This is a genomic window from Streptomyces sp. NPDC001348, assembly GCF_053597535.1.
On record NZ_JBSFIK010000015.1, the window covers coordinates 67,160 to 92,958 of the forward strand.

The following is a 25,799-nucleotide window of genomic DNA, read 5'->3' on the forward strand; positions in this document are numbered from 1 at the left end:
TGGCTCGCCCCGGCGCAGCGCGTCACGTACGGCGCGCAGCCGCTCGCCGTACTCGGCGCCGGTCGACAGGCCGAGTTTCGGGGCGAGTTCGGCGAGCAGACGGCGGTAGGTCACGCGTTTCTCGGCGTTGATCCACCACACGACGTCGTACTCGGAGCTGAACCGGTAGACGTACTCGGCGGCGAGCTGGGTCTTGCCCACCCCGGACATGCCGTGGAAGGTGAGCACGCCGGCACCGGACTCGCTGCTGTTCAGCAGGTGGTACGCCTCGTTCAGCAGTGGCTCGCGGCCGGTGAAGCGGGTGTTGCGGCGGGGGACGCCGCCCCACACCTCCGGCATGGCCGACGGGAAGCGCGGTCCGCGCCGGCTCTCGGCGCTCTCCGGCAGCGGTTCGTACGCCAGGTCGAGCCGTTCGACGACCCGTCGTTCGGCTTCGTCCGGGCCGGTGTTGACGAGGTCGACGGGGGCGAGGACGGCGGTGGCGGTGGGGATCGAGGCGGTGGTCAGCGAGACGGCCGCGAAGCGTGCGGGGTCCGGCGCCACGACCTCGCGCAGCGCCTCGTTCCACTCCTCGAAGCTGCGCGGGCCGAGTTTGAAGTACCACTCGCTGATCAGGATGAGGATGCGGCCCTCGGCCAGGCTCAGGTCGCGCAGCAGCTCCGGCAGCGGGACTTCGGGCGGCGCGTCCCAGCGCAGGTACACCACCCGCAGGCCGCGCCGCTCCAGACGGTCCCCGATCCAGGCCGCCCAGGCCCGGTTGAACCCGGCGAAGCTGATCGTGACGGTCTGCTTCGCGGTCCCCCTCCCGGCTGACCCGACCGGCCTACGAGTTCCAGACATGCAGCGGCCTCCCGCTCGCGATTTTAGAAGCTGGGCACGGCCCCGGGAAGGCTCGTGACCGCGCCTGCGCCGATGCTCGTGGATCGCATCCTTTCCCACCGGCGCGGCGATCTTCACCTCCGGACGCGACGCCGTGCGCGTGGACCGGCGCCTCACTCACGCGAAGCGGCGCCCATCGGCCGCGTGGCGCTGTGTCCACAGCCGGCGGGCGGCCCGGACGTACTCGCGGGCCCGGACGGCGTGGTCCCTGGGAACGGTGATGTCACCCATGCGCTGGTGGGTGTCGACCATGGCCTCGACGAACTGCCGCCCCGGCGCGGTGAGATCGTCCGATCCGACGAGCGCCGGGAGCGCCGCCGCCACCTGTTCGTGGTACCGCGCGAACTGGCCCCAGGCGGTGTCGCGGTCCGCGGGGTCCGCCTCGCCGAGAGCGCGGCGCTGGTAGTAGTCCGCGAGCGCGAGATGGGCGTAGGCGCCCTGTAGCAGGCCGTCGTACGGGCGGGGCTCGGGCCGCCAGGGCGCGAAGTACCGGGCTCGGCCGTCCGAGTGATGCAGGATCACCATGTCGCTGAGGACGGCCAGTTTGGCGTGCTGCAGTTCGTGCACCAGGGTGGCGGCGAAGGCCGTGGCGTCCGGTGGGGTGCTGCTGAGGACGGCGCCGAAGGCCTCCCGCCGGGTGGCGCTGCACGAGCCGTGGGCGCGGCCCCCGGCCGAGTCTCCCGGCACGGCGAGCGGCACCAGGCAGCGCAGCAGGACCGCCGCCTCGGTGAGCCGCCCCTCACCGCCGAGCCGCAGCGCCGTCGCGGTGCCCGACCAGGCCTGCAGCCAGCGTTTGCGTTCGCTGTCGTCGAGGGCGACGGGGCCGCTCAGACCGTAGTAGTGCGGTCCGCCGCCGTGCACGGTGCGGTACGGGTCCAGGTCGTCCAGCGGGACCAGGGCGCCCTCGGGGAGCAGGCCGGGCAGCGCGTACGCCGAGGTCCAGGCGCGGGAGCCGGACCAGGCGCCGACGCCGTCCTCCAGGTGGACGACGGTGGTGGCGTCCGGAAGGCGCAGGGTGAGCCGGCCGCTTCGGTGGACGGCGTCGACCGGCGTCGGCTCCGGCCGGTCCGTGCGCAGCGCTCCGACGGAGGGCAGGACGAGCGTCCCGGCGTGCGCGGTGAGGCGTACGGCGAAGGGGATGCCGGCGCGGGCGGCGAGCGCCGCGGCCACGGTGCCGAAGTGGTCCAGGTCGGCGGCCAGGTCCCGCCGGGTCTCCGGGCGGGCGCCGTCGGTGGCGCGCAGCAGGCGCAGGGCGCGCTGCCCCCAGGGGCCGAGCAACGGTTGCAGGAGGCCGGTGCGCACGACCGTGCCGGCGTCCGTCCCGGCCCGTTCGCCGGGGCCCGCCGTGGTGGCCTCCGTCTCCTCCAGCAGCGTCCAGGCCTCCCGCAGCCGCTGCCGCGCGTCCGGGGAGCAGACCGGCGAGTCCGCCGCCCCGTCGTGGACGGCGCGCAGGAGGAGGAGCCGCCGGGTGTCCTGGTCGCGTGCCAGGAGGGCGAGGGTGTCGCGGCTGCCCCCGGTGCGGCCCAGTTCGGTGAGGGCGTGGGCGGGCGGCGGCGGAAGTATCACGGGGGGCCTCCTTCGGCCGAGGCGGCGGCCGGTACGCCTGCCGTTTCCTCGGTGAGCCGTCGCGCCACGTGCCGGATGAAACGCTGGAGGTCCGCGCAGTAGACGGAGGGGTTGGCGAAGCCGTGTCCGGCCCGGTAGCGGTGGGCGTACTGGCCGCCGCCGCACACCCGGAGCAGCGGGCAGGCGCGGCACCCGGCGCCGAGCGCGTCCTCGCCGGTCTGCCGGGCCGCGACCGCCGGGTGGCGCAGCACCTCGTCGAGGCTGTGCCGGAAGACGTCGAGGCCGGTCTCGGCGGCGCCCTCGTAGCAGGACTTCAGGGAGTCGACCTGTTCGAGCGATCCGTCCGTCTCGACGACGACCGACTCGAACGGCGCGAGGCCGAGGGACTCGGTCGCGGCGGGCATGCCGAGCAGCAGGGCTATGCACGCCTCGAAGAGGCGGACCCTGGTCTCCCGTCGTCCCGTCTCCCACCAGCGGTCGAAGACGGCGCACAGCCACCGGCCGTGGCGTTCCTCGCCGAGGTGTGCCGGCGGGGCGGACCAGTTGCCGTGCGGCAGCAGCAGGTCGAGGGCCGGGGGACGCAAGGAGAGCAGCGAGTCGTAGGTCTCGACCGGGTCGAGCGTCGGGTCGACGACGGTGAGGATGCCCGCGTAGGAGCCGGCGAAGTGGTCGGCGAGCAGACGTGCCCCGCGGGACGCGGCGGGCCAGGACGGGCGGCCCGCGTGGTCGACCCGATGGGCGTTGTGGCCGGGCAGGCCGCCGTCGAGGCTGATGCCGACACGGATGCCGGCGGCGGCCAGGACGGTGAGGCGCCGCTCGGTGAGGAGGGTGGCGTTGGTCTGGACGACCGGGTGGACGGAGGTCCCGGACGGGACGCGGTCACGGACCGCCGCGGTGAAGCGGGCCAGGGTGCCGGCGCCGGCCAGGAGGGGTTCACCGCCGTGCAGGACGAGGGAGAACGCGGTCAGGCCGTGGGTGCTCGCGTGCTCGGCGATACGGGTCGCCGTGCGGTCCAGCACGGCGGGGGACGCGGTCCGTGGACGGTCGCGCCAGGTCCGGTCCGGTCCCTCGTAAAGGTAGCAGTAACGGCACGCGAGGTTGCAGCGGCCGTGCGTCTTCACGATGAACTGCCGGAAGGGGAACGGGGCAGCGGGAGCAACGCCGTACGACACTCGCCACCCCCATGCCTTCGGCCGTCCACGGGCCGCATTCCCGAACGGGCCACGGGCAAACTGAACGTGCCTGTGGGCGAAGGGATTTGACCGGATCCCGCCCTGTGTCAGAAGGAGCTGTTGAAGCCCCACAGCATCTCGCCCGGCTGGGCGGCCCGCTCCCGCAGGTCCGCCAGCACCTCGCGCAGCACGGGATGCCGGACCGTCCTCAGCTCGGCCAGGTTCATCGCCAGCACGTCCGGCAGGGGCCCGTCCCCCGCCGCCTCGGGTGCCGGCACCTGCTCCGGCATCTGCTCCGGCACCTGCTCCGTGGGCTCCACGCTCATGGTCTCCCCCATCTCACTCCAGCTCGGCCAGCCTGCGCAGCGTCTCCTCGACGGTGGGCTCGCCCGTGCCCACGCCGTCCCGCGGCATCCGCTGCCACTCCGCCCGCGCCGACCGGTAGGCCTCGCGGGCCGCGCGCGGGCGGGCGGCCGCCTCATAGGTCCTACCCCGCCAGTGGTGTGCCTGAGCGTGCAACTCCACGGCCGCGAGCCGCTGCCGCTCGGTCTCGGCCGTCTCCTCCGCGTCCCCCGCGGCCTGGGCCGCGTCCCGGAACGCGTCCACCGCCGGGTCCAGCCGGGTGGCCCGGCCGAGGCTGCGGTACGTCTCGAACCGGGCCCTGCCGAGTTCCAGCAGGCAGCGCGCGGCCGACAGCGCGTCGTCCGCCTCGGCCGCCGCCAGCTCGAACAGGTGCTCCGCCTCGCGCAGGTCGACCGGGTCGCCCCGGGTGCCGTAGCGGGCCATGAGCGCCTTGCCCAGCGACAGCAGCCGGTGCGCCAGCCGGGGGTCGCCGGGCGGTGTCTCGGTGCGGCACTCGCGCAGCACCCGGATCGCCTGGGACAGCGGGCCGGACGCCCGGCCGCCGGTTTCCGGGGCGGCCAGCCGCAGCAGCGTCTCCCCCCACTCGGCGAGGACCTCCGCGTGGGCGGGCTCGTCGCGCGGTATGCCCCGGGCGGCCTGCTCGAACAGGTCGGCGGCCAGCCGTAGTTCTCGTGGGTCGCCCGACTCGCCGTGCCGTGCCACGCCGACCCGTCCCGAGCGCACCAGCAGCGCCGACCGCAGCGCCCGTTCGCGGGTCAGCCGGAGCCCCTCCTCGATCCGGTCGCGCGCCTCGTCCAGGGGGCCGCCCGAGGCCAGCAGCGCGTCGACCAGGTCGAGCCGGATGCGCACGCCCTCGCGCGGCGGCTGTTCGGTGCCGGCCTCGGCGGCGGTGTCCAGCGCGTCCCGCAGCGACCGGGCGGCCTGCTCGGCGTGGGCGCGGGCCTGCTCGGGATCGGCCGTGGCGTCGGCCAGGCGGAGCAGGATGCGCCCGTGGGCGAGCGGCAGTTCGGGCGGGCGCCGGCGGCGGTCCGGCCAGGCGTCGGCGAACGCCTCCAGCATGCCCACCGCGCCCTGCAGCAGCGCGCTGTCGTGTCCCAGGCGCCACTGCGCCTCCAGGGCGCCGACGCGTTCCAGGGTGAGCTTCAGGGCCTCGTCCTGCGTCAGGTCGGGGGCCGCGCAGGCCACCGCGTACTCGCGGTCGGCGCGGCGCAGCAGGTCCAGTGCGCCGCGGTGGTCCCCGTGCCGTCTGCGGTCGACCGCGGCCGCGTGCAGCACACCGGCGAGGACCGCCCGTTCGCGCAGCGCGTGCGGATGCGCGACGGCCCGCTCCGCGGCCTGCTCCGCCTCGCGCAGCAGCTCCGGCCCGCCCTGCACCTCCCACAGCCGCAGCGTGGCGTGCGCGTACTCCGCCCACAGTTCGGGATCGGAGCCGGCCGGCCGTTCGTGCTCGGTGGCGCCGCGCAGCAGCTGTACGGCGTCGATGACGTCCTGCACCATGCCCTCGTCCGCGAACCGCGCGAGCAGCGAACGGGACCGGGTGACCGCCCGGTGGGCCGAGGGGCGGCCGGCCGGACCGGACGGCGGACGGCCGCCGTAGGCCGCGAACTGTTCCGGCAGCGGCATGAACCGCTCCAGCACGCGCGCGGCGACCTCCGCGAACGGCTGCGGTATGAGCGTGCTGTCACCGGGGTCGCCGGCGGCGCCGGGGACCCCGGGGTAGGGGCCGCCGGGCGCGTACGGGCGTCCGGCGGCGGCGTCGCCGAGCTGGGCCAGGGCCAGCGCGGGGAAGTTGGGGCCGCCCTTGCCGTAGCGCTGCTCGATGTACTCCGAGCAGTGCTTGAGGACGAGGACCGCCTCGTCCCGGCCGAGGGTCGACAGCAGGGCCTCCCGGACGTCGGGCTGCATCTCGTACCACTGGGCGCCGGCGTCCCCGTAGCTCTCGCCCGCGCGGGTGAGGAGTCCGCTGAGCAGCACCTCGGCCAGCTCGGACGGGCCCGAGTCGGGGAGCATCGTGCGCTGGACGAGCTGCATCACCGGCAGGCAGAGCGGGGCGGCCGCCAGGCAGCCGGCGAGCCGGCCGGCGGCCGGGGAGGCGGTGGCGCGGAAGCGGCCGAGTCGCTGCGCCCAGGAGCGCTCCCCGGCGGGGCCCGCGGCCGGCGCGGGCGGCTGGTCCGCGCGTACCCAGCCGACGGCGCCGGCGACCGGAGCGGCACCGGCCCCGGACAGCAGCCGGGCCCACGCCCCGAGGGCCACCGGTTCGGGGGGCAGCACGGGGACGGGCAGGCCGCCGCCCCGCGGCTCCACCGGAACGCCGGCCGGGCCCCGCACCCGCAGCGCGGCGCCGCCCGGCGTCTCGCCGCGGGTGAGTTCGCCGTACGTCACCGGCAGCCGGGTGCGGTTCCACAGGCGCTGCGGAAGCGGCTGGAGTACGGCGGCCGGGGCCTGCCGGGCCAGGTGGTGCAGCAGCCGGTGGGCGCGGCCGCTGCGCCACAGCGGGCCCGCGCAGTCGCTCACCAGCAGGGTGATCCGCCGGCCCGTGGGGTCGCTGAGCCGGTCCGCCGCGTGCAGCGGTGCCGTGTGCGCGTCGGGGCTGCGGCTGACCAGCGGGTCGCCGTCCGGACCCTCGTGCAGATGGCTGACCCGGACGTCCCCGAACGCGCCCAACCGGGCGAAGACCTGCTCGAGTTCGGCGAACATGCGGTCCCACACCCGCATGGACGGCGAGACGTCCAGCACCAGCTGCAGCCGGGTGTCGCCGCGGGTGACGGCCCGGTGCACCGGTATCACCAAGCCCCGTGCGCGGGCGCTCAGTTCGGCGGTGGCGGTCTCGTCCAGCTCCCTGCGCAGGGGCGGCGCGGCGCTCCGGTAGCCCTGCAACGGCCGCAGGGCGCGCTGGAGTTCGAGCGGTGCGGGCAGTGCGGAGGCCACCGGTACCCCGACCGGCAGCGCCGAGGCGCGGCCCGGCGCGCGCCCGCGTCCCGCCCCGCCCGGCGTCGGCGGGTACAGGGGCACGCTTCCGTCGGTCCTGATGCCGTACGACGGCGCCGCGGGCGTCTCCGGCCGCGAGTCCTCCCGGGCCGACGTGGCCGGCCCCGCGGAGGGCGGGCTCTCCCGGTGACCATCGACGGCCCCTCCGCCGCCGCCCCGCCGCGGTCCGTCCGGTTCCGGCACCCGCGTCGGCCGCGCCCAGCGGGCCAGCCACAGGGCGTCGCTGAGCCCCTCGACGTCCGGGTCGAGGCCGACCAGCCGCAGCCGTGCGACGAGTTCGGCGATCGGATCCCCCGTGTCACCCGTGCCTTCGGGGTCCCGGCCCTGCGGGGCCCGGCCCGGGTCGGCGGGGCCGTGGCGTGCCTCGGCGTCGGGCATCAGCGGCTCACCTCGGACGGTCGAGTCGCTGGATGAGCAGGTCGGCGAGTCGGTCACGGCTGGGCGGGGCGGCCGCGTCGGTGAGGTAGATGGCGTTCAACAGCTGGTCGGCGGCGAGGAGTTCGCTGCGCGAGCGCTCCAGGAACCGGGTGATCAGGTCGTCGCCCGTACGGGCCGCCTCGTCGCCGAGGTGGGCGCGCACGAACGTGGCGAGCCGGTTGTGGTCCGGGCGGCCCAGCTCCAGGTGGATGCAGCGGCGCAGCAGCGGGGCGGGGAAGTCCCGCTCCCCGTTGCTGGTCAGTACCACGAACGGGAAGGCTCGGCAGCGCACCCGGCCGTCCCGGACCCGGACCTTGGTGCCGTCGGCGGTGAGCACCTCGGCCTCGCCGTCCGGCAGCCGGTCGGCCAGGCGCTGCAGCTCCGGAATCTCGAACTCGCCCTCCTCCAGCACGTTCAGCAGGTCGTTGGGCAGGTCTATGTCGCTCTTGTCGAGTTCGTCGATGAGCAGCACGCGCGGTGTGTCGGAGGGCAGCAGAGCGGTGCCGAGCGGGCCGAGGCGGATGTAACTGCCGATGGCCTCCACCGATCCGGGGCTGCCCGCCGCCGCGCCGAAGCCACCCTGCGCGGCGATCTGGACGTCCTGGAGCCGGGCGATGGCGTCGTAGTGGTACAGGCCGTCCTGGAGCGCGGAGCGGCTGACGATGGACCAGCGCAGTACGTCGCCCAGCCCCAGTTCGTACGCCACCGAGTGGGCCAGTGTGCTCTTGCCCGCGCCGGGACTGCCGGTGACGAGCAGCGGGCGGCGCAGGTAGAGCGCCGCGTTGATCATTTCCAGCTCCTCGGCGCCGGGCCGGTGCAGCTCCGCCAGGTGCCGGTGCGCGCCCAGCCTGCGCTCCCGGGAGCCGTCGCCGCTCCCGGTGTCCCGTCCGGCGAAGTCCCGCCAGGGCGGCGGCGGAGGCAGCCGGCTCATACCGTCGTGGGGTTCTCCGGCGCCTCGGTAGATGAGCCACTCACTGGGTTCCGTCATGTCCGGTCCTCGTCGTCACTCGTCCGCCACGGCAGCCGTCGAACGTGCATCACGGTATCGACCCGCAGGAAAGCTGGTAAGAGGCCGAAGGACGCTCGGGCACGTTGCATCAGGGGGCCTCCAGGAGATCTCCGGTTCCGGGCAGGGGCTGATGCGGATCGTCGTACAGAAGCGCTATCCCATCGGCCCAGTAGGCCTCGGTGAGCCCCGCGTACCGCTTCACCCGCAGCCCGTGCACCAGGTCGGGCAGGAACGCCGCGCCGTGACCGTCGTCGACGACGTGTCTGACGCCCCGGTGGAACTCCCCGCACACGGCGTCCGGCTGACTGCGCCAGCGGCGCCACACGACCACCGAGAAGCCGGCGTGCAGGATGCGGCCGAGCGCGGCGGCGTCGTCCTCGTAGCGCCGGTCGCCGTAGCGGCACAGCACCGGGACGGTCCGGGGTGGCAGGCCGCGCAGCCCCGCCACGGCCGGCACCGGCTCGCGCACCCCGTCGTCGCAGTCCAGCACCTCGGTCTGGGCGTCCCGGGCGTGCAGCCGGCGCCAGCGGTCCCGGCGTTCCGTCTCCTCCTCCCCGGCGCCGCTCCCCTGCGTGCCGGGCATCCCGGGCTCGCCGTCACCGGGGAGCTGGTCGCGGTCGCAGCAGCGCACGACGACGGGCCGCTCGGCGCCCAGCGGGAGGCCGTCCGGCCGCAGCCGCCACTCGTCCACGGCCAGCCCGAGCAGCGGGTGCGGCAGCGCCGCGTGCAGGGCCACGGGTCGCCCCGGCTCGTCGCAGCGGCGGAAGGCCTCGGCGAGCGGGGCCGCGACCCGATCCGGGAGCTCCTCCAGCAGGGTGCGCTCGTCCTCGTGCAGACGGGTCACGTCGCCGTCCGGTCCGGCCACGGAGACCGACCAGTCGCAGCGATCCGGCTCCCAGCCTCTGGGCAGCACCTCGAGCAGCACGGACAGCCCGGACCGGGCGGGCCGCTCCCCGGCCGGCCACGGCGGCGACCCGGTGCCGCGACGCAGCCCCAGCCATTCGGCACGCCGCCGGGCCAGGCCGTGGCGGTAACCGCTGTCGAGGCCCGTCGACGTCTGTTTCACCCACTCCCACAAGGCCTGTTCGGCCTCCAGCAGGCTGGGGGTGGCCGGGCGTTCCGCCGCCATGACCTGCATCGCGTAGTCGAGTACGAGCTTCAGCGCGCCGTCGTGCCGGGCGGACTCGTACAGCACGCCCAGACCGTCCCGCCAGCCTCGGGGAGCCGGAACCAGGGTGGGGAGCTGGAAGTTCGGCAGCGAGTCGAGGATGTCGAGCAGGCTGCGGGTGGTGACCGGCGGGGGCAGGTCGGCGAGCCGGCCGAGCAGTTCGCCGCGCTCTTCGGGGCCGAGCGAGCGGCCGGGGCGGGCCCCGAGCTCCCCCTGCAGGTCGGCCCAGGTGGGACGACGGGAGTCCGAGGGCTGCTGCCGGTCGCGGTGGTAGCGGTCGTGGGCGTGGAAGACCGCCTGGTAGACGTCGTCGTGCTCGGTCCGCACGCCGTCCGGTGGCGCCTGCAACGTCCGCAGCCGCTCGATCCCCGTGGAGGTGCCGCCCGTCCCGTTGGCCGCGCGCGACTTGAGCACGCCGATGACCTCGCCGCGCACCGGGTCGATCACGGGGCCGCCGGAGACACCCGGCGGCAGGTCGTTCTGCCCGATCCGCATCTGCACCCCCGCCGACCAGCCGCCGATGGTGCCCTGTACCGAGAGGAACCCGTCCAGGATCTGCAGCTGGCCCCCGGTCACCGTCCAGCCCGCGTAGAACACGCGGCCCTCGCCGTAGTGCGCGGCGGGCCGCTCGGACACGTACACGCAGTCGTGCCCGACGGGTTCGCGGAGCCGGACGAGGGCCAGGTCCGGGGCCGGCCAGTTGCCGGGCAGTGCGCGTTCGACGTGTTCCGGGAGGGTGGCCGCCACCTGGCCGGGGACGACGGAGGGGCCCTGGCCGGGGCCGGTCTGGTAGACCACCGCCACTTCGTCCCCCTCCCCGCCGTTCACCACGTGTGCGCAGGTCAGAACCCAGTTCGGGGCGATGAAGAAGCCGCTGCCGAGAAAGGTGCCGGGTTCGTCCAGGGCATACCCGACACCTGTGCGATGAATGCGCACGGTGGCCGCCAGGACGAGTTCACGCAGCGCATGGTGGGCGGCATGGACGCCGTACGGTGCGCCCCCGCCGTGCCCGTCCGTCATACCCGCCCCCCGCCACCGGCCCGCCGGGCGCCCCCGTGCACCAGCACGCCGGGCGACGCGCCCGCGCGGGGGGTGTCGTGGGCTTCTGGTGGGGAGGGGGCGGTTGTGGTGCTTGGGGCTTGTGGGGTTATTGGGGTGGGTGGGGCCGATGCGGCCGGTGGGGCTGGTGGGGCTGGTGGGGCTGGTGGGGCTGGCGGGACCGTGACCGGTGGGGCCGATGGGACCGGTGGGGCGGAGGGTGGTTGGGGCTGGGAAGTACTCGGGGCGGCGGGGAGTTTTGTCGTCGGAGCGGATGCGGGGGCTGAGGCGGGAGCGGGCGACGGGGCCGGGGCGGGTGCTGCGGCGGGAGCGGGCAGCCGGTCCGGGGCGGAAGGCGGGGCCAGGGCCGGAGCGGGGGCCGGAGCTGAAGGCGGGGCCAGGGCCGGAGCGGGCCCTGGGGCGGGAGCGGGGGCCGGAGCTGAAGGCGGGGCCGGGGCCGGAGCGGGCCCTGCGACCGGAGCGGGCGACGGGACCGGGGCCGGTGAGGTGACCGGGGCAGGACTGTAGGAGGCGGCCAGGCCACCGCCCGAAGCCGGGCCCGGCCGGGAGACCGGAGCCGCACCACCGCCCGCAGCGCTGCCAGGGCTGGAAGCCGCGGCGGGACTGGCAACCGCGGCCGGGCCACCGCCCGAGGCCCGGCCGCCGCCCGGGGCCGGACCTGGACCGGAAGCCGGAGCCGTGCCACCGCCCGCAGCCCGACCCGGGCCAGGAGTCGGTGTCGGAGCCGGTTCCGGGCCGGGGGGCCGGGGCGAGCCGGGGGGGGAGGTCGAGGCGGGAGGCGGGGGTGGGTCCGGGGTGGGGTCCGTGGGGTCGGGTGGGCCGCCGCCGTTCCAGGTCAGGGTCACCGTGATGCCGGCCTTGGCCTCGCCGTCCGCGAGCAGTCCCACGACCTTCCCGGCCTTCGCGGTCAGCTCGATCCCGAACTCGACGCTCACCTCGTCCGGCCGCACCGCCCGCAGCGGACCGGCCAGCGAGCGCGCGACACCGGTGACGAGCGAGTGGAGGCTCTCCACGCTCGCCTCCACCCGCTCGGCGAACCCCGTGTCCGCGTACTCCAGCTCCCCCGACGGCACGGCCAGTTCGTCGGCCCCCGATATCCGGGCCCAGACCGGCGTGCCGTCCGGCAACCCGATCCGCGCCACCCGTGTCGCTTCCCGCCCCATCCCAGGCTCCCCCGTTCCCCGTGGCATCGCCCCGCCCGCCGGGCGGGCCGGCACACCCGGCGCTCCCTGCGCCTATCCTTTTCCTGTCCTGTCGTGGCTTCCCGGACGGGAAGCCGGCACCTCTTCTTCCCGAGGGAGAGGGTTCTTCCCACACGGGGGCGGCCCTACCCCTGCACTGACACCACGGAGCACCATCCCCATGTACTTCACCGACCGAGGCATCGAAGAACTGGAGAAGCGGCGCGGCGAGGAAGAGATCACCTTCGAGTGGCTCGCCGAACAGCTCCGCACGTTCGTCGACCTGAACCCCGACTTCGAGGTCCCGGTGGAACGACTGGCGACGTGGCTCGCCCGCCTGGACGACGAGGACGACGAGTAGTCGCGGACCCGGTCCGCACCGACGCCACGCCCCCACGTCCCGGGGCACCCTTCCCACCACCACTGGGTCGCCGAGGAGGCGGCCCAGCTTCCGTCATGCCCACGAACGAGTGTCTTGACTTCGCGCCGCCACGATATATCGTGAATGACGGAAGACGCGATATGGCGTGTCGCACCCTGCCCGAGGAGGGCTCCCATGCCCGAGTGGTCCGTAGCCGAGCCCGCGAAGCTCACCTTCGACACCCCAGTGAGCGACCTGCACGTACGCATCGTCAACGGAACGGTGAACGTCGTGGGCACGGACGAGGGTTCAGCCCGCCTCGAGGTCACCGACATCGAAGGACCACCTCTCGTGGTCACCCAGCAGGGCGGGACGTTGACGGTGGCCTACGAGGACCTGCCCTGGAAGGGCTTCCTCAAGTGGCTGGACCGCAAGGGCTGGCGCCGCAGCGCGGTCGTCTCCCTCGCGGTCCCGGCGGACACCCGGGTGGAGGTGGGCGTGATAGGCGCCGGGGCCGTCGTATCCGGAATCCGGGGACCCTCCCTGATCAAGGGGGTCACCGGCGACACCACGCTCGTCGCCCTCTCCGGCCCGGTGCGCGCGGAAACGGTGTCCGGCAACCTCGAGGCCCAGGCCGTCACGGGCGACCTGCGGTTCAACTCCGTCTCCGGGGACCTGACCGTCGTCGAGGCCTCGGGCTCCTCCGTGCGGGCCGACTCGGTCAGCGGCTCGATGATCGTCGACCTCGATCCGGACGGGCCGACCGAGGTCAAGCTCACCAGTGTCTCCGGTGAGATCGCCATCCGGCTCCCGCATCCCGCCGACGCCGAGGTCGAGGCCAACACCGCGAGTGGCGTGATCTCCAATGCCTTCGACGGCCTGAGGGTGCACGGCCCGTGGGGCGCACACAAGGTCACCGGTCGCCTGGGCGCGGGCACCGGCAAGCTCAGGGCCACCACGGTCTCCGGCTCGATCGCCCTGCTGCGCCGCCCGCCCAGGGAGGACGAGGGCGAGGACGCTCCGTGGGACACCGCACCGGCGGCCCCGCCGACCGGACCGCGTGCGGACTCGGGGGACAATTCCGCTTCCGGCCCGGGCGACGACGCAGGCAGCGCCCCGGCCGACGGCACGACCGACAAGAAGGTGCTCTGACATGCCCCCCGTCTTCGCCCACGGCCGTCTCCGCCTCTACCTGCTGAAACTGCTCGACGAGGCCCCGCGCCACGGCTACGAGGTGATCCGCCTCCTCGAGGAACGCTTCCAGGGGCTGTACGCACCCTCGGCGGGCACCGTCTACCCCCGGCTGGCCAAGCTGGAGGCCGAGGGGCTGGTCACCCACACCACCGAGGGCGGCCGCAAGGTGTACGCCATCACGGACGCCGGCCGCGCCGAACTCGCCGACCGCAGTGCCGAGCTGGCCGACCTGGAGCTGGAGATCCGCGAGTCGGTCGCCGAGCTCGCCGCCGAGATAAGGGCCGACGTGCGCGGCGCGGCGGGCGACCTGCGGCGCGAGATGCGGGCGGCCGCCTCCGAGGCGCGGCGCGGCGGCAAGACGGACTCCGGGAGTCGCGGCCCCTTCGGGGAGCACGGCGAGCCGGGCGAGAAGGAGGCCTGGCGACTCGCCACCGACGAGATGCGCCGGGTCAAGCAGGAATGGAAGGAGCAGGCCCGTCGCGCCAAGGACGAGAGCCGCCGGGCCCGCGAGGAGGCCCAGCGTGCCCGGCGCCAGGCCCAGGAGGCCCAGTCACGGGCGCGGGCCCAGGCACAGGAGGAGATGCAGCGCGTCGCCCGCCGCGTCCAGGAGCACGTCCAGGACCACTTCGCGCGGGGCGACTGGCCGACGGGGGTCAGGGAAGGCCTTGCCGAACTCGCCAAGGAGTTCGGCAGGGACTTCGGCAACGACTTCGGGTTCGGACGCTCCGAGCCGGGAGCCCGGACCGCCAAGTCCGCCCCCGCCCCGGAGTACTCCGACACCCCGGAGGACTTCCCCGCCGGCTACGAACCGACCTGGGCCCATGAGGACCCGACCGGCGACCCAGCCCGCGACCTGGACCGCCTGCTCGACCGGTTCCGCGACGACATCCGGGACGCGGCCCGCGACCACGGAGTCACGGACGAACAGCTCCGCGACGCCCGACGGCACCTGTCGACGGCAGCGGCGCACATCGGCGTCATACTGCGAAGCCCCAAGGTCTGAGCGCCCCACGGGGCAGGGGACGTCAGCCGGCCTTCGCCTCACCGTCGCCGTACAGCACCAGCGTCAGCGACTCGAAGGTCACACCGTGATCGGCGAGGACCTCGGCGGGCACGCCCGGGCGGGCGGTGAGGGCGAGGAGGAGGTGCTCGTCGCCGACGTGGCGGTCGCGGCGGCTCACAGCCGTGCGCAGAGCTCCTTCGAGGACGTCCTTGGCTCCCCGGCTGAAGCCGCGGCGGCCCGACCACCAGGCCTTGTCCTGCCGGTCACCCGACATGGCACCCACGCCGTGCACCTCCTCGACCCGGGCGACGATCCCCGAGACGTCGATCCCGAGCCCGGCAAGAGCATCCGTCTCCGCCCGGGACAGACCGGCACGCCGGCGCGCCTTCCCCAGCGCCCGCCGCACCGACTCCTTGCGTTCGCCCAGCCCGAGCGCGGCCAGCGCGAACGATCCCCGGCTCGCTTCGCGGTCGAGCAGGGCGAGCAGCAGGTGCTCGGCGTCGACGGTCCGCGAGCCCGCGCGTTCGCAGTGTTCGACCGCTCCCCGGACCACTTCACGCGCGTCGTTCGTCAACCGTTCGAACATCACTGCCTCCCGTACTTCTTGTGCACGGCCTGCCTGCTGACGCCGAGTTCCGCGGCGATCTCCTGCCACGACCAGCCCTGATTGCGCGCACTGCGCACCTGCACCGCCTCCAGCTGCTCCAGCAGCCTCCGCAGGGCGGCGACGGCCCGCAGCCCGACCCGTGGATCGCGGTCACCCGCACGCTCGGCGAGATCCGTTGCTTCGGTCATGAAGTCAACTTAGGTTGACACTCACCCTCCAGTCAACCCTGGTTGACAAAGGGCGACGGCCGGCCCGGAATCCCGGACCGACCGTCGGACAGCCGTGCGACTGTGCGGATCAGGCGTTGGTGAGGACGATCTTCCCGAACTGGTCGCCGGACTCCAGCCGCTCGAAGCCCTCGCGGGCACGGTCCAGCGGGAGCACCTCGTCGATGACGGGACGCACACCGGTGGCGGCACAGAAGGAGAGCAGGTCCTCCAGCTCGTCCTTGGTGCCCATCGTGGAACCGACGACCTTCAGCTCCAGGAAGAAGATGCGGGTCAGCTCCGCATGCGAGGGACGGTCGCCGCTGGTGGCACCGGAGATGACGAGCGTGCCCCCGGGCCGCAGGGACTTCACCGAGTGGGACCAGGTGGCCGCACCGACGGTCTCGATCACGGCGTCCACCCGCTGCGGCAGCCGCGCCCCCGACTCCAGCGCCTCCACGGCACCGAGCTCCAGGGCCCGCTTCCGCTTGGCCTCGTCCCGGCTGGTGGCGAAGACCCGCAGACCGGCGGCCTTGCCGAGCACGATGGCGGCCGTGGCGACACCGCCGCCGGCGCCCTGGACCAGGACCGAGTCACCGGGCCGCACCCCGGCGTTGGTGAAGAGCATCCGGTACGCCGTCAGCCAGGCGGTCGGCAGACAGGCGGCCTCGGCGAAGGAGAGCTCCCTGGGCTTGGGCAGGACGTTCCAGGTGGGTACGGCGACCCGCTCGGCGAAGGTGCCCTGGTAACGCTCGGTGAGAATGGAGCGGGGTTCGTCCGGGCCGACGCCGTGGCCCGTCTGCCCGATGACGGAGTGCAGGACGACTTCGTTGCCGTCCTCGTCGACCCCGGCGGCGTCACAGCCGAGGATCATCGGCAGCTTGTCCTCCGCGAGGCCGACACCGCGCAGGGACCAGAGGTCGTGGTGGTTGAGGGAGGCGGCCCTGACATCGACGGTGCTCCAGCCGGGGCGGGCCTCGGGGGCCGGACGCTCCCCCAGCTCAAGGCCGTTGAGCGGCTGGTCGCGGTCGATTCGGGCGGCGTAGGCAGCGAACATGGGCTCGACGATAGGTTCCCGGCGGGACCGGTGGAACCACAGCCCCCTGTGACACATGCCCTCTTGCCAGTTCGGCCCAAGCGGGGGCCGGCCGGGGCGCCGCAGCCGCCAGGAAGGCGGCCACCCCTCCGCCACCCGGACGTGCGGGTGGGCGACGTGGGCGAGGAACGGCCCCGCCCCGACGGGCGGGGCCGTTCATGCTCAGCGGCGGGCAACGCCCTCGGCTCGCGCGGCAGCCGCGACCGCCGCGGTCACCGCCGGGGCGACCCGCTCGTCGAACGGCGAGGGGATCACGTAGTCGGCGGCGAGGTCGTCGCCGACGACGGCGGCGAGCGCCTCCGCCGCCGCGATCTTCATCCCCTCGGTGATCCGCGAGGCCCGCACCTGCAGCGCTCCCGCGAAGATCCCCGGGAAGGCCAGCACGTTGTTGATCTGGTTCGGGAAGTCCGACCGCCCGGTGGCGACCACAGCCGCGTACTTGTGCGCGACCTCGGGGTGCACCTCCGGGTTCGGGTTGGCCATCGCGAACACGAAGGCGCCCTCGGCCATGGAAGCCACGGCCTCCTCCGCGACCGTGCCGCCGGAGACGCCGATGAAGACGTCGGCACCGGCCAGCGCGTCCTCCAGCGACCCGGTGATGCCCGCCTTGTTGGTGAAGCCGGCCAGCTCGCGCTTGACGGGGGTGAGGTCCCCGCGGTCGGCGGACACCACGCCCTTGCGGTCGGCGACCGCGACGTCCCCGACGCCCGCCTCGACCAGCATCTTGGCGATGGCGACCCCGGCCGCACCGGCGCCCGAGATGACCGCCCGCAGGTCGCCGAGCGACCGCCCGCTCAGCCGCGCCGCGTTCCGCAGCGCCGCCAGCGTCACCACGGCCGTGCCGTGCTGGTCGTCATGGAAGACCGGGATGTCCAGGCGCTCCTGCAGCTGCCGCTCGATCTCGAAGCACCGCGGCGCCGAGATGTCCTCGAGGTTCACCCCGCCGAAGGACGGGGCGAGCCGGACCACGGTCTCGACGATCTCGTCGACGCCCGTGCAGTCGAGCGCGATCGGCACCGCGTCCACGCCGCCGAACTGCTTGAAGAGGATGGCCTTGCCCTCCATCACCGGGAGGGAGGCCTGGGGGCCGATGTCCCCGAGTCCGAGGACGGCCGTACCGTCGGTCACGACGGCGACCACGGAGGACTTCCATGTGTAGTCGTCGACCAGCTCGGGCTGTTCCGCGATCGCGGTGCACACACGCGCGACGCCGGGTGTGTACGCGAGGGACAGGTCGTCCTTGTCACGGATCGGCACGGTGGCCTGCACGGCCATCTTGCCGCCGCGGTGCAGCGCGAACGCCGGATCGAAGGAATCGAGGGGCTCGGCCCCGCCGTCCTGGTCCGTTTTACCGTCGCTGCGAGGATTGACGATCTCCGCTGCCACTTCGTTTTACCCCTTAAGTATTCAATGGTTGAGGGTTGCCACTCCTGGTGAGGGGTGGGCGGGACCGCGCGGCCCGATTCACCGATACGTACGGGCCTGCGCGACGGGCGCGCCGCACACGCGCCCTGAGCCCCGGATGAGGGGTGTAAAGAACCTTCATACCGGACGGACACCACAGACGACGAGTCCATTAGGTCCAAGGTCACACCTGTGCTCTCGACGTGAGCTCGACGAAGACTCAAACAACGGCCACATCATGAGATACGCAGGAGATTTTCCGGCCAGATGGCTTGATTTCCGCAGATACATGGCCGGAAGGTGGCGAAAATGAGTGGACCTGGTGTGGTTTGGGGTTCACCTGTTATCCGATTTTGACAAAGACAGTCACCTGAACGGCGTAGTCCGAATGGCAAGATGCGGTAAACCCACGAGGTCGCGACACCCGAAGCCGTGTGTTCTCGTCGACCCATCGGCATCTCCACCCATCCGCCGGAGGAACCCACAATGACCGCAAGCTCCACCCCTCGTACTACCGCCGCGCGATCCCGCCTGGCCGCGGTCGGTGCGATCGCGGTCGCGGGCGCGCTGCTGCTCACCGGCTGCGGTGACCACACCGACAAGAGCGGTTCGGACAACTCCAGCTCCGGCTCCTCCACGGCGCCCCTCGCCGGCAAGCTCCCCGCGGACATCCGCAAGGCGGGCGTCATCAAGGTGGGCTCCGACATCGCGTACCCGCCGGTCGAGTTCATGCAGGGCGGCAAGGCCGTCGGCATCGACCCCGACATCGCGGACGCCCTCGGCAAGCAGCTGGGTGTGAGGTTCGAGTTCGACAACGGCAAGTTCGACAACCTGATCGTGGGCCTCCAGGCCAAGCGCTTCCAGGTGCTCATGTCGGCGATGAACGACACCAAGGACCGCCAGAACGGCATCGACTCCGACAACGGCCACAAGGTCGGCAACGGCGTCGACTTCGTCGACTACTTCACCGCCGGCACCTCGATCCTGGTCCAGAAGGGCAACCCCAAGGGCGTCAAGTCGCTCGACGACCTGTGCGGCAAGGTCGTCGCCCTGCAGAAGGGCACCACGTCCGAGGGCATCGCCAAGGCGCAGAACAAGAAGTGCACCAAGGACGGCAAGAAGGCCATCGACCTGCAGACCTTCGACACCGACCCCGAGGCGCTGCTCCGTCTGAAGCAGGGCGCGTCCGTCGCCGACCTGAACGACTTCCCGGTGGCGGCCTACAACGCGAAGACCTCCGGCGGCGGCAAGGACTTCGAGGTCGTCGGCGACCAGATCGAGGCGGGTCCGTACGGCATCGCGGTCAGCAAGGACAACACCCAGCTGCGGGACGCCCTCCAGGCCGCCATGGCCGCGATCATCAAGAACGGCGAGTACGGGAAGATCCTGACGAAGTGGAACGTCACGCAGGGCGCCGTCACCGAGTCGAAGATCAACGGCGGCTCCTGAGCAGCTCCGCAAGACTGAAGGGCTGTCCCTGTGACTGACATCGTCGACAAGGTTCCGGCGCCGTCGCTGCCGCCGGAGCAGATCAAGGCCATTCCGGTGCGGCACTACGGCCGCTGGGTGTCCGCCGTCGTGGTCGTCGCCATCGTGGCGCTGATCGTGGTCGCGTTCTCCAACGCGAAGATCAACTACAGCGTCATCCCCGACTACCTCTTCGATCCGGGCATCGTGTCCGGCGCCTGGACCACGCTGTACATCTCCGTGCTGGCCATGGTGCTCGGCATCGTCCTCGGCGTGGTCCTCGCCGTGATGCGGCTGTCGTCGAACCCGGTCACCAGCACCGTGTCCTGGTTCTACATCTGGTTCTTCCGCGGCACCCCGGTCCTGGTCCAGCTGCTGCTCTGGTACAACATCTCGCTCGTCTTCCCCATCCTGAACCTGGGGTTCTACAAGGACGAGATGAACCAGGTGATGACGCCGGTCCTCACGGCCCTGCTGGGTCTCGGCCTGAACGAGGCCGCGTACATGTCGGAGATCGTCCGCGCCGGCATCCAGTCGGTCGACGAGGGGCAGACGGAGGCGTCCCACGCGCTGGGCATGACCCAGGGCCAGACGCTGCGCCGGGTGATCCTCCCGCAGGCCATGCGGGTCATCATCCCGCCGACGGGCAACGAGTTCATCAACATGCTGAAGACCTCGTCGCTGGCCTACTCGGTCCAGCTCCCCGAGCTGATCAAGAAGGCCCAGGACGTCTCCAGCGCCTCGCTGGCGGTCGTCGAGATGTACTTCGTCGCCTGCATCTGGTACCTGTTCCTCACGACGATCTTCAGCATCGTCCAGTACTACATCGAACGCCGTTACGCCCGCGGTTCGACGCGCAACCTGCCGCCGACCCCGTTCCAGCGCCTGAAGAAGAACCTCCGCATGTTCGGTTCGTTCCGCCGCCCGGAGGTGGCCCGATGACCGGTCTCAGCAAGGACATCACGCCGCCGAGCAGCGGCGCGCCGATGGTCAGGGCCGAGGGCGTGCACAAGTCCTTCGGGCCGGCGCACATCCTCAAGGGCATCGACCTGGAGGTGAATCCGCGGGAGGTGTTCTGCCTGATCGGGCCGTCCGGCTCCGGAAAGTCCACCTTCCTGCGGTGCATCAACCACCTGGAGAAGATCAGCGCCGGCCGGCTGTACGTCGACGGCGACCTGGTCGGCTACCGGCAGAAGGGCGACAGGCTCTACGAGCTGAAGGAGGCGGAGGTCGCGGCGCAGCGGCGGGACATCGGCATGGTGTTCCAGCGCTTCAACCTCTTCCCGCACATGACGGCGCTGGAGAACGTCATGGAGGCGCCGGTCCAGGTCAAGCGCGAGTCGAAGGCGGTCGCCCGGGAGCGCGCGGAGCGTCTCCTCGACCGGGTGGGCCTGGGGGACCGCAGGGGTCACTACCCGGCGCAGCTCTCCGGCGGTCAGCAGCAGCGCGTCGCCATCGCCCGGGCGCTGGCGATGCAGCCGAAGCTGATGCTCTTCGACGAGCCGACCTCGGCCCTGGACCCGGAGCTGGTCGGCGAGGTCCTCGACGTGATGCGGGACCTCGCCGAGGACGGCATGACGATGATCGTCGTCACGCACGAGATGGGCTTCGCCCGGGAGGTCGGGGACTCGCTGGTGTTCATGGACGACGGCGTGGTGGTCGAGTCCGGCCACCCGCGCGAGGTCCTGACGAACCCGCAGCACGAGCGGACGAAGTCGTTCCTGTCCAAGGTGCTGTGACGACGGCGCTGTGACGACGCACTGAGCGAGGGGCGGTACGGGGGTTGTCCGTACCGCCCCTCGTGATGTCAGGTCACTTCAGCGCCAGCAGCAGCGTGTCCGACGGTGAGCACCACACCGGCCGCGCCTCGCCGAAGCCCTTCTCCCGCAGCACACGCGCGTGCCATGCGGCGGGCGGCATGTCGCCGTCGGCGTGCTCGCCGTAGATCTCGAAGCGACGGGCCGTGGGCCCGGCCAGGGCGGGGTCCTGGGCGGCCAGCTGCCACCATGCGGACCAGTCCAGCGCTCCGGCGGCCTTGGCCTGATCCATGCGGGCGTGGCGCTGGGCGCGCTCGGCGGCGTTGATCCGGGGCGTCGTGTCGTCGATCATGTGGTCCGCGTTCATGAACACACCGCCGTCGCGGACGAGTCCGGCGACCTGACCGTAGAGGGCCGCGAGAGGTTCGCTGTGCAGCCAGTGCAGGGCCGTCGCGGTCAGGACGGCGTCGTAGGAGTCGTACGGCAGCTTCGCCGGCCAGCCGGGGTCCTTGAGGTCGGCCGTGACGAGGGTGACCCGCTCGTCGCCGGCGAAGGTCCCCTCCGCGATGGCGAGGAGGGCGGGGTCGAGGTCGACGCCGACACCGGTGGCGCCCGGGAACCGGGCGAGCAGCCGGGCGGTGATGCTGCCGGTGCCGCAGGCGAGGTCGAGGACCCGCGGCGTGGTGCCGACGAGCGCCTCCACCATGTCCAGCATGATGCGGAAGCGTTCTTCGCGGTCCGGCATGTACCACTCCTGCTGGCGGTCCCAGCTCTCCTGCCAGGCCGTCCAGTCGGTGCCGGTACTGGTGGTCATGAAACCCCGCCTTCCCTCGCCCGAGTAATACCCTGGAAGCACGACCGTCTGTTACCCGACCGTGTCCACACCATAGAGCGCCCCCGTAAGGACTACAAGTGGAACTGGCCTATTACTCGGATTACGCCGTGCGCCTCGTCAACAGCGAGGAGCCGGTCCGGGGCAAGGACACCCTGACCTCGGTCGAGGCGGTCCGTGACCTGTTCGGCGCCAACTCCTCGGCGGCCCGCCGGGCCACCGACGCGGATGTCACGCGCTTCCGCTCGGTCCGTGCCCGGCTGCGCGCGGTCTTCGAGGCGGCCGACACCGGGGACGAGACCCTGGCCGTCGACCTGTTGAACTCCCTGCTCCTGGAGTTCCCGGTGAGCCCGCAGATCTCCGGGCACGACCACCGCGACGAGGACGGCCGCCCGCTGTGGCACATGCACCTGGCCGAACACCCCTCGAACGTCACCGCGGGCTACGCGGCGACGGCCGCGATGGGTCTGGCCTTCCACCTGACCGAGTACGGCGTCGACCGCCTCGGCCTGTGCGAGGCGGCCCCCTGCCGCAACGCCTACCTGGACACCTCCACCAACCGCTCGCGGCGCTACTGCTCGGACCGCTGCGCGACCCGCGCCAACGTGGCCGCCTACCGCGCCCGCAAACGCCTGGAGGCCGACCGGTCGGAGAGGACCGGCCTCGCCGCCGACAGCGCCCAGCGCACCAGCGCGAGCGGCGAGCGCTGATCGGCCCTCAGCGGCCGGAACCGCAGCAGGACCCTCCCGAGGATCAGATCCTCCGGCACGGCCCCGTAGTCCGTGCTGTCGCCCCCCGCGTACGCGTTGTCCCCGAGCACCCACCAGCCGCCCTCGCGCAGCTCCACCGCGCGCTTGACCACGAGCAGGTCCTGCTGGAAGGGATGGCGCAGGACGACCACGTTCCCCGGCCTGATCCGGGCCGCGTACCGGACCACCAGCTGATCCCCCTGGTACAGCGTGGGCACCATGGACGGTCCGGTCACCTCGGCCAGCCCGAAGGGCGTGGCGCCCCTCCCCCGCTCGGTCTCCTGCGACAGCTCCGGCATCCCCGGCACCTCCCCGGTCCGTTCATCCACCAGTCCCAGTCTCGCCCCGGACTTTTGTCCTAAGCCCAAGGGGGCACTCGCGAAAACCGGTCCCTCAGGGAGTAATGTCCCACCTGAGAAGACGATCACGAGGAAGGAATGCTCCATGCTTTCCCGCCTGTTTGCCCCCAAGGTCAAGGTCAGCGCGCACTGCGACCTGCCCTGCGGTGTGTACGACCCGGCCCAGGCCCGCATCGAGGCGGAGTCGGTGAAGGCCATCCAGGAGAAGATGGCCGCCAACGACGACCCGCACTTCCAGGCGCGTGCCACCGTCATCAAGGAGCAGCGCGCGGAGCTCGCCAAGCACCACGTCTCCGTGCTCTGGAGCGACTACTTCAAGCCCCCGCACTTCGAGAAGTACCCGGAGCTGCACCAGCTGGTCAACGACACCCTGAAGGCCCTCTCGGCCGCCAAGGGCTCCACCGACCCGGCGTCGGGCCAGAAGGCACTGGACTACATCGCCCAGATCGACAAGATCTTCTGGGAGACCAAGAAGGCCTGACGACCGCGAAGCTCCGCAGTCACGAAGCCTCGAGAAGGGGCCCGGCCGGGACGATCTCCCGTCGGGCCCCTTCGGCGTGCTCAGCGGTCGCCGTCGTCGTCCTCCCCGGCCTCCAGCAGGCCCGCCGCGGCGCCCACGATGCGGGGATCGGGGCGCCCGACGACCTCCTCGTCCTTGTCGGTGTAGTCGAAGCGGGCGAGGACGCTGCGCATGGCCTCGACGCGGGCGCGCTTCTTGTCGTTGCTCTTCACCACGGTCCAGGGCGCGTGCTCGGTGTCCGTCTCGCGGAACATGGCGACCTTGGCGGCGGTGTAGTCGTCCCAGCGGTCCAGCGAGGCCAGGTCCATGGGGCTGAGCTTCCACTGCCGTACGGGGTCGACCTGACGGATGGTGAATCGGGTGCGCTGCTCGCTCTGCGAGACGGAGAACCAGAACTTGACCAGGTCGACGCCGTCGTCCACGAGCATCCGCTCGAACAGGGGGGCCTGGCGCATGAAGCGCCGGTACTCGTCGTCCGTGCAGAAGCCCATGACCCGCTCGACCCCCGCCCGGTTGTACCAGGAGCGGTCGAACATCACGATCTCGCCCTCGGTCGGCAGGTGCTCCACGTACCGCTGGAAGTACCACTGGCCGCGCTCGCGCTCGGTCGGCTTCTCCAGCGCCACCACCCGGGCGCCGCGCGGGTTGAGGTGCTCCGTGAAGCGTTTGATGGTGCCGCCCTTGCCGGCCGCGTCCCGTCCCTCGAAGACGACGACCAGCCGCCGCCCGGTCTCCTTGATCCAGCTCTGCAGCTTCAGCAACTCGATCTGCTGGAGCCGCTTGTGCCAGTCGTACTCCTTGCGCTCCATGCGGTGCGCGTACGGGTAGTTCTCCCGCCAGGTGTCGATCGGACTGCCGTCGGGGCGGATGAGCACCGGGTCGTCGGGATCGGTGTAGTCGACCTGCAGGTCGGCCGACTCGGTCAGCAGGGGGATCGTGGCCATCCTTGCTCCCGTCTCAGTGGATCGGTGTCCCAGGGGATCAGTGGAACTGCGGCACGATCAGATAGATGCCGTACGCCACCACGGCCGCGCAGGCGAGGAAGCACAGGCCGGCCTGGACCATGCCGACGGCGGGCGCGCCCGCGCCCTCCTCGCGGGCGCCCTCGAAGCGGGCGAGGCCGAGGACGCCGAGGGTGAACACGGCGACCACCGCGACGGTGACGCCGATGCTCACCGCGGTGACCTGGCCGAGTGCGTTCCAGTCCAGATGCATGACGGGTCTCCTGGATCTCCTGGATCAGGCGGCCGTGCCCACGTGGGCCGGTGCCGTGGTGCGGACGTTGACCTCGTGGTGGTCGTTGACGTTGCCGGCGTGCACCGGGTTGCGGCGCGAGATGACGACGATGCCGGCGGCGAGGGCCGCGCCGACCAGTGCGACGACGACCGTGCCGATGTCGCCGCCGTGCGTGACGACGGTCGCGGCGAGCCCGCCGGCCAGTGCGGCGGCGGGCAGCGTGATCAGCCAGGCGACCACCATCCGGCCCGCGACGCCCCAGCGGACCTCCGCCAGACGCCGGCCGAGGCCCGCGCCGAGGATGCTGCCCGAGGCGACCTGGGTGGTGGACAGGGCGAAGCCGAGGTGCGCGGAGGTGAGGATGACGGTCGTGGAGGCCGTCTCGGCGGCGAACCCCTGCGGGGACTGGATCTCGGTGAGGCCCTTGCCCATCGTGCGGATGATCCGCCAGCCGCCGATGTAGGTGCCCAGGCCGATGGCCAGCCCGGCCGACCCGATCACCCACACCGGCGGTCCCGCGTCATGGCCCAGCGCGCCCGCCGAGATCAGGGTCAGCGTGATGACGCCCATGGTCTTCTGCGCGTCGTTCGTGCCGTGCGCCAGCGAGACCAGCGAGGCCGAGGCGATCTGCCCGAGCCGGAAGCCCTTGGTGACCGAGTCCTTGCGGGCCCGCTGGGTGAGCTTGTACGCGAGGTAGGTGGCGATCAGCGCCGCGAGGCCGGCCACCACCGGTGAGGCCACGGCCGGGATCAGCACCTTCTCGAGCACCTTGTCGAAGTGCACTCCATGGGATCCCGCACCGACCCAGACGGCACCTGTCAGACCGCCGAAGAGCGCGTGCGAGGAGCTCGACGGCAGCCCCGCCAGCCAGGTCAGGAGGTTCCACAGGATCGCCCCGACCAGGCCCGCGAAGATCATCCCAGGACTGACCAGGGTGTCGTCCACGATTCCGCCGGAGATCGTCTTGGCGACCTCCGTGGACAGGAACGCGCCGACCACGTTGAGGGCACCGCTCACCAGCACCGCGGTTCTCGGGCTGAGCGCGCCGGTGGCGATGGACGTGGCCATCGCGTTCGCCGTGTCGTGGAATCCGTTGGTGAAGTCGAAGGCCAGCGCCGTGACGATGACGACCGCCACGAGGAACGTGATGTGGTCCATGCCCCCATGGGAGCAAGGGCTTTCATACGGCGGGCGAACTCAAGGCAA

Annotated in this window: 24 protein-coding genes and 1 pseudogene; 8 read left to right on the plus strand and 17 right to left on the minus strand. The window is 72.5% G+C overall.

The annotated features are described in order from the left end of the window. The 8 genes and pseudogenes from ACWC21_RS17895 to ACWC21_RS17930 form a co-directional block, all read right to left on the minus strand. Positions 1 to 840 (minus strand): TIR domain-containing protein (locus ACWC21_RS17895; protein ID WP_450882793.1); only part of this gene is annotated, 840 nt, incomplete at its 3' end. Between the two features lie 156 nt (positions 841 to 996). After that, positions 997 to 2,445, minus strand: coding sequence for an aKG-HExxH-type peptide beta-hydroxylase (locus tag ACWC21_RS17900; protein ID WP_450882795.1), 1,449 nt, complete (start codon positions 2,443 to 2,445; stop codon positions 997 to 999). Beyond that, entirely contained in the window at positions 2,442 to 3,617 is a 1,176-nt protein-coding gene (locus ACWC21_RS17905; protein WP_450882797.1) for an FxsB family cyclophane-forming radical SAM/SPASM peptide maturase, read from the minus strand. The genes ACWC21_RS17900 and ACWC21_RS17905 overlap by 4 nt, the downstream gene beginning before the upstream one ends. A gap of 107 nt (positions 3,618 to 3,724) precedes the next feature. Next, the gene (fxsA, locus tag ACWC21_RS17910) at positions 3,725 to 3,943 is read right to left on the minus strand and encodes an FxSxx-COOH cyclophane-containing RiPP peptide (protein WP_450882799.1); all 219 of its coding nucleotides are present in this window, start codon (positions 3,941 to 3,943) and stop codon (positions 3,725 to 3,727) included. A gap of 13 nt (positions 3,944 to 3,956) precedes the next feature. Then, positions 3,957 to 7,346: an SAV_2336 N-terminal domain-related protein gene (locus ACWC21_RS17915; protein ID WP_450882801.1), complete on the minus strand. Its 3,390-nt coding sequence runs from the start codon at positions 7,344 to 7,346 to the stop codon at positions 3,957 to 3,959. 7 nt (positions 7,347 to 7,353) lie between these two features. Further along, a complete protein-coding gene (locus tag ACWC21_RS17920) occupies positions 7,354 to 8,373 on the minus strand; it encodes an AAA family ATPase (RefSeq protein WP_450882803.1) in 1,020 nt (339 codons plus the stop codon). Positions 8,374 to 8,482: 109 nt separating this feature from the next. Then, the gene (locus ACWC21_RS17925) at positions 8,483 to 10,582 is read right to left on the minus strand and encodes a VMAP-C domain-containing protein (protein WP_450882805.1); all 2,100 of its coding nucleotides are present in this window, start codon (positions 10,580 to 10,582) and stop codon (positions 8,483 to 8,485) included. Positions 10,583 to 11,241: 659 nt separating this feature from the next. Then, a pseudogene (locus tag ACWC21_RS17930) lies at positions 11,242 to 11,784 on the minus strand (CU044_2847 family protein); the annotation flags it as partial. 199 nt (positions 11,785 to 11,983) lie between these two features. Between ACWC21_RS17930 and ACWC21_RS17935 the strand changes: the two are divergent. The 3 genes from ACWC21_RS17935 (at position 11,984) to ACWC21_RS17945 (ending at position 14,360) form a co-directional block, all read left to right on the plus strand. Further along, entirely contained in the window at positions 11,984 to 12,163 is a 180-nt protein-coding gene (locus ACWC21_RS17935; protein ID WP_028420339.1) for a DUF6104 family protein, read from the plus strand. A 195-nt stretch (positions 12,164 to 12,358) separates the two neighbouring features. Then, positions 12,359 to 13,315, plus strand: a complete 957-nt coding sequence (locus ACWC21_RS17940; protein ID WP_450882807.1) for a DUF4097 family beta strand repeat-containing protein — start codon at positions 12,359 to 12,361, stop codon at positions 13,313 to 13,315. Position 13,316: 1 nt separating this feature from the next. Continuing rightward, positions 13,317 to 14,360 carry a helix-turn-helix transcriptional regulator gene (locus ACWC21_RS17945; protein ID WP_450882809.1) on the plus strand — a complete coding sequence of 348 codons (1,044 nt, stop codon included), beginning with the start codon at positions 13,317 to 13,319 and terminating at the stop codon, positions 14,358 to 14,360. Between the two features lie 22 nt (positions 14,361 to 14,382). On the opposite strand, the gene ACWC21_RS17950 is transcribed toward ACWC21_RS17945, so the two are convergent. From ACWC21_RS17950 to ACWC21_RS17965, 4 genes are all read right to left on the minus strand, one after another. Further along, positions 14,383 to 14,946, minus strand: coding sequence for a Clp protease N-terminal domain-containing protein (locus tag ACWC21_RS17950; protein WP_450882811.1), 564 nt, complete (start codon positions 14,944 to 14,946; stop codon positions 14,383 to 14,385). Then, positions 14,946 to 15,155: a helix-turn-helix domain-containing protein gene (locus tag ACWC21_RS17955; protein ID WP_018571396.1), complete on the minus strand. Its 210-nt coding sequence runs from the start codon at positions 15,153 to 15,155 to the stop codon at positions 14,946 to 14,948. The genes ACWC21_RS17950 and ACWC21_RS17955 overlap by 1 nt, the downstream gene beginning before the upstream one ends. A gap of 109 nt (positions 15,156 to 15,264) precedes the next feature. After that, entirely contained in the window at positions 15,265 to 16,230 is a 966-nt protein-coding gene (locus ACWC21_RS17960) for a zinc-binding dehydrogenase (RefSeq protein ID WP_450882813.1), read from the minus strand. 201 nt (positions 16,231 to 16,431) lie between these two features. Continuing rightward, complete coding sequence (locus ACWC21_RS17965; protein WP_450882815.1) at positions 16,432 to 17,655, minus strand: NAD(P)-dependent malic enzyme; 1,224 nt, start codon at positions 17,653 to 17,655, stop codon at positions 16,432 to 16,434. A 504-nt stretch (positions 17,656 to 18,159) separates the two neighbouring features. Between ACWC21_RS17965 and ACWC21_RS17970 the strand changes: the two genes are divergently transcribed. From ACWC21_RS17970 to ACWC21_RS17980, 3 genes are read left to right on the plus strand one after another with little or no spacing between them, the layout of a single operon-like run. Further along, positions 18,160 to 19,122: an ABC transporter substrate-binding protein gene (locus tag ACWC21_RS17970; protein ID WP_450882817.1), complete on the plus strand. Its 963-nt coding sequence runs from the start codon at positions 18,160 to 18,162 to the stop codon at positions 19,120 to 19,122. A gap of 30 nt (positions 19,123 to 19,152) precedes the next feature. Continuing rightward, entirely contained in the window at positions 19,153 to 20,082 is a 930-nt protein-coding gene (locus ACWC21_RS17975; RefSeq protein ID WP_450882819.1) for an amino acid ABC transporter permease, read from the plus strand. Beyond that, on the plus strand, positions 20,079 to 20,879 hold the full coding sequence (locus ACWC21_RS17980) for an amino acid ABC transporter ATP-binding protein (RefSeq protein ID WP_450882821.1): 801 nt from the start codon (positions 20,079 to 20,081) through the stop codon (positions 20,877 to 20,879). Before ACWC21_RS17975 ends, ACWC21_RS17980 begins: the two co-directional genes overlap by 4 nt. 73 nt (positions 20,880 to 20,952) lie before the next feature. Here ACWC21_RS17980 and ACWC21_RS17985 read toward each other — a convergent pair whose 3' ends face one another. Further along, complete coding sequence (locus ACWC21_RS17985) at positions 20,953 to 21,711, minus strand: class I SAM-dependent methyltransferase (protein ID WP_450882823.1); 759 nt, start codon at positions 21,709 to 21,711, stop codon at positions 20,953 to 20,955. Positions 21,712 to 21,809: 98 nt separating this feature from the next. Here ACWC21_RS17985 and ACWC21_RS17990 point away from each other — a divergent pair, with 98 nt between their 5' ends. Further along, positions 21,810 to 22,439 (plus strand): CGNR zinc finger domain-containing protein, encoded by a 630-nt coding sequence (locus ACWC21_RS17990; protein WP_450882825.1) that lies wholly within the window; start codon positions 21,810 to 21,812, stop codon positions 22,437 to 22,439. Here ACWC21_RS17990 and sodX read toward each other — a convergent pair. Continuing rightward, positions 22,343 to 22,777 (minus strand): nickel-type superoxide dismutase maturation protease, encoded by a 435-nt coding sequence (gene sodX / locus ACWC21_RS17995; RefSeq protein WP_450882977.1) that lies wholly within the window; start codon positions 22,775 to 22,777, stop codon positions 22,343 to 22,345. The two genes, ACWC21_RS17990 and sodX, sit on opposite strands and share 97 nt — an antisense overlap. Before the next feature lie 145 nt (positions 22,778 to 22,922). On the opposite strand from sodX, the gene sodN reads away from it, so the two are divergent. Next, the gene (sodN, locus tag ACWC21_RS18000) at positions 22,923 to 23,318 is read left to right on the plus strand and encodes a superoxide dismutase, Ni (RefSeq protein ID WP_450882827.1); all 396 of its coding nucleotides are present in this window, start codon (positions 22,923 to 22,925) and stop codon (positions 23,316 to 23,318) included. 80 nt (positions 23,319 to 23,398) lie between these two features. On the opposite strand, the gene ppk2 is transcribed toward sodN, so the two are convergent. Genes ppk2 through ACWC21_RS18015 form a run of 3 tightly spaced genes read right to left on the minus strand, consistent with a single transcriptional unit; the run spans position 23,399 to position 25,751 of the window. Further along, positions 23,399 to 24,301 (minus strand): polyphosphate kinase 2, encoded by a 903-nt coding sequence (ppk2, locus tag ACWC21_RS18005; RefSeq protein WP_450882829.1) that lies wholly within the window; start codon positions 24,299 to 24,301, stop codon positions 23,399 to 23,401. Positions 24,302 to 24,338: 37 nt separating this feature from the next. Beyond that, positions 24,339 to 24,572, minus strand: a complete 234-nt coding sequence (locus ACWC21_RS18010; protein ID WP_450882830.1) for a hypothetical protein — start codon at positions 24,570 to 24,572, stop codon at positions 24,339 to 24,341. Between the two features lie 24 nt (positions 24,573 to 24,596). Beyond that, positions 24,597 to 25,751: an anion permease gene (locus ACWC21_RS18015; protein ID WP_450882831.1), complete on the minus strand. Its 1,155-nt coding sequence runs from the start codon at positions 25,749 to 25,751 to the stop codon at positions 24,597 to 24,599. Positions 25,752 to 25,799: the final 48 nt, after the last annotated feature.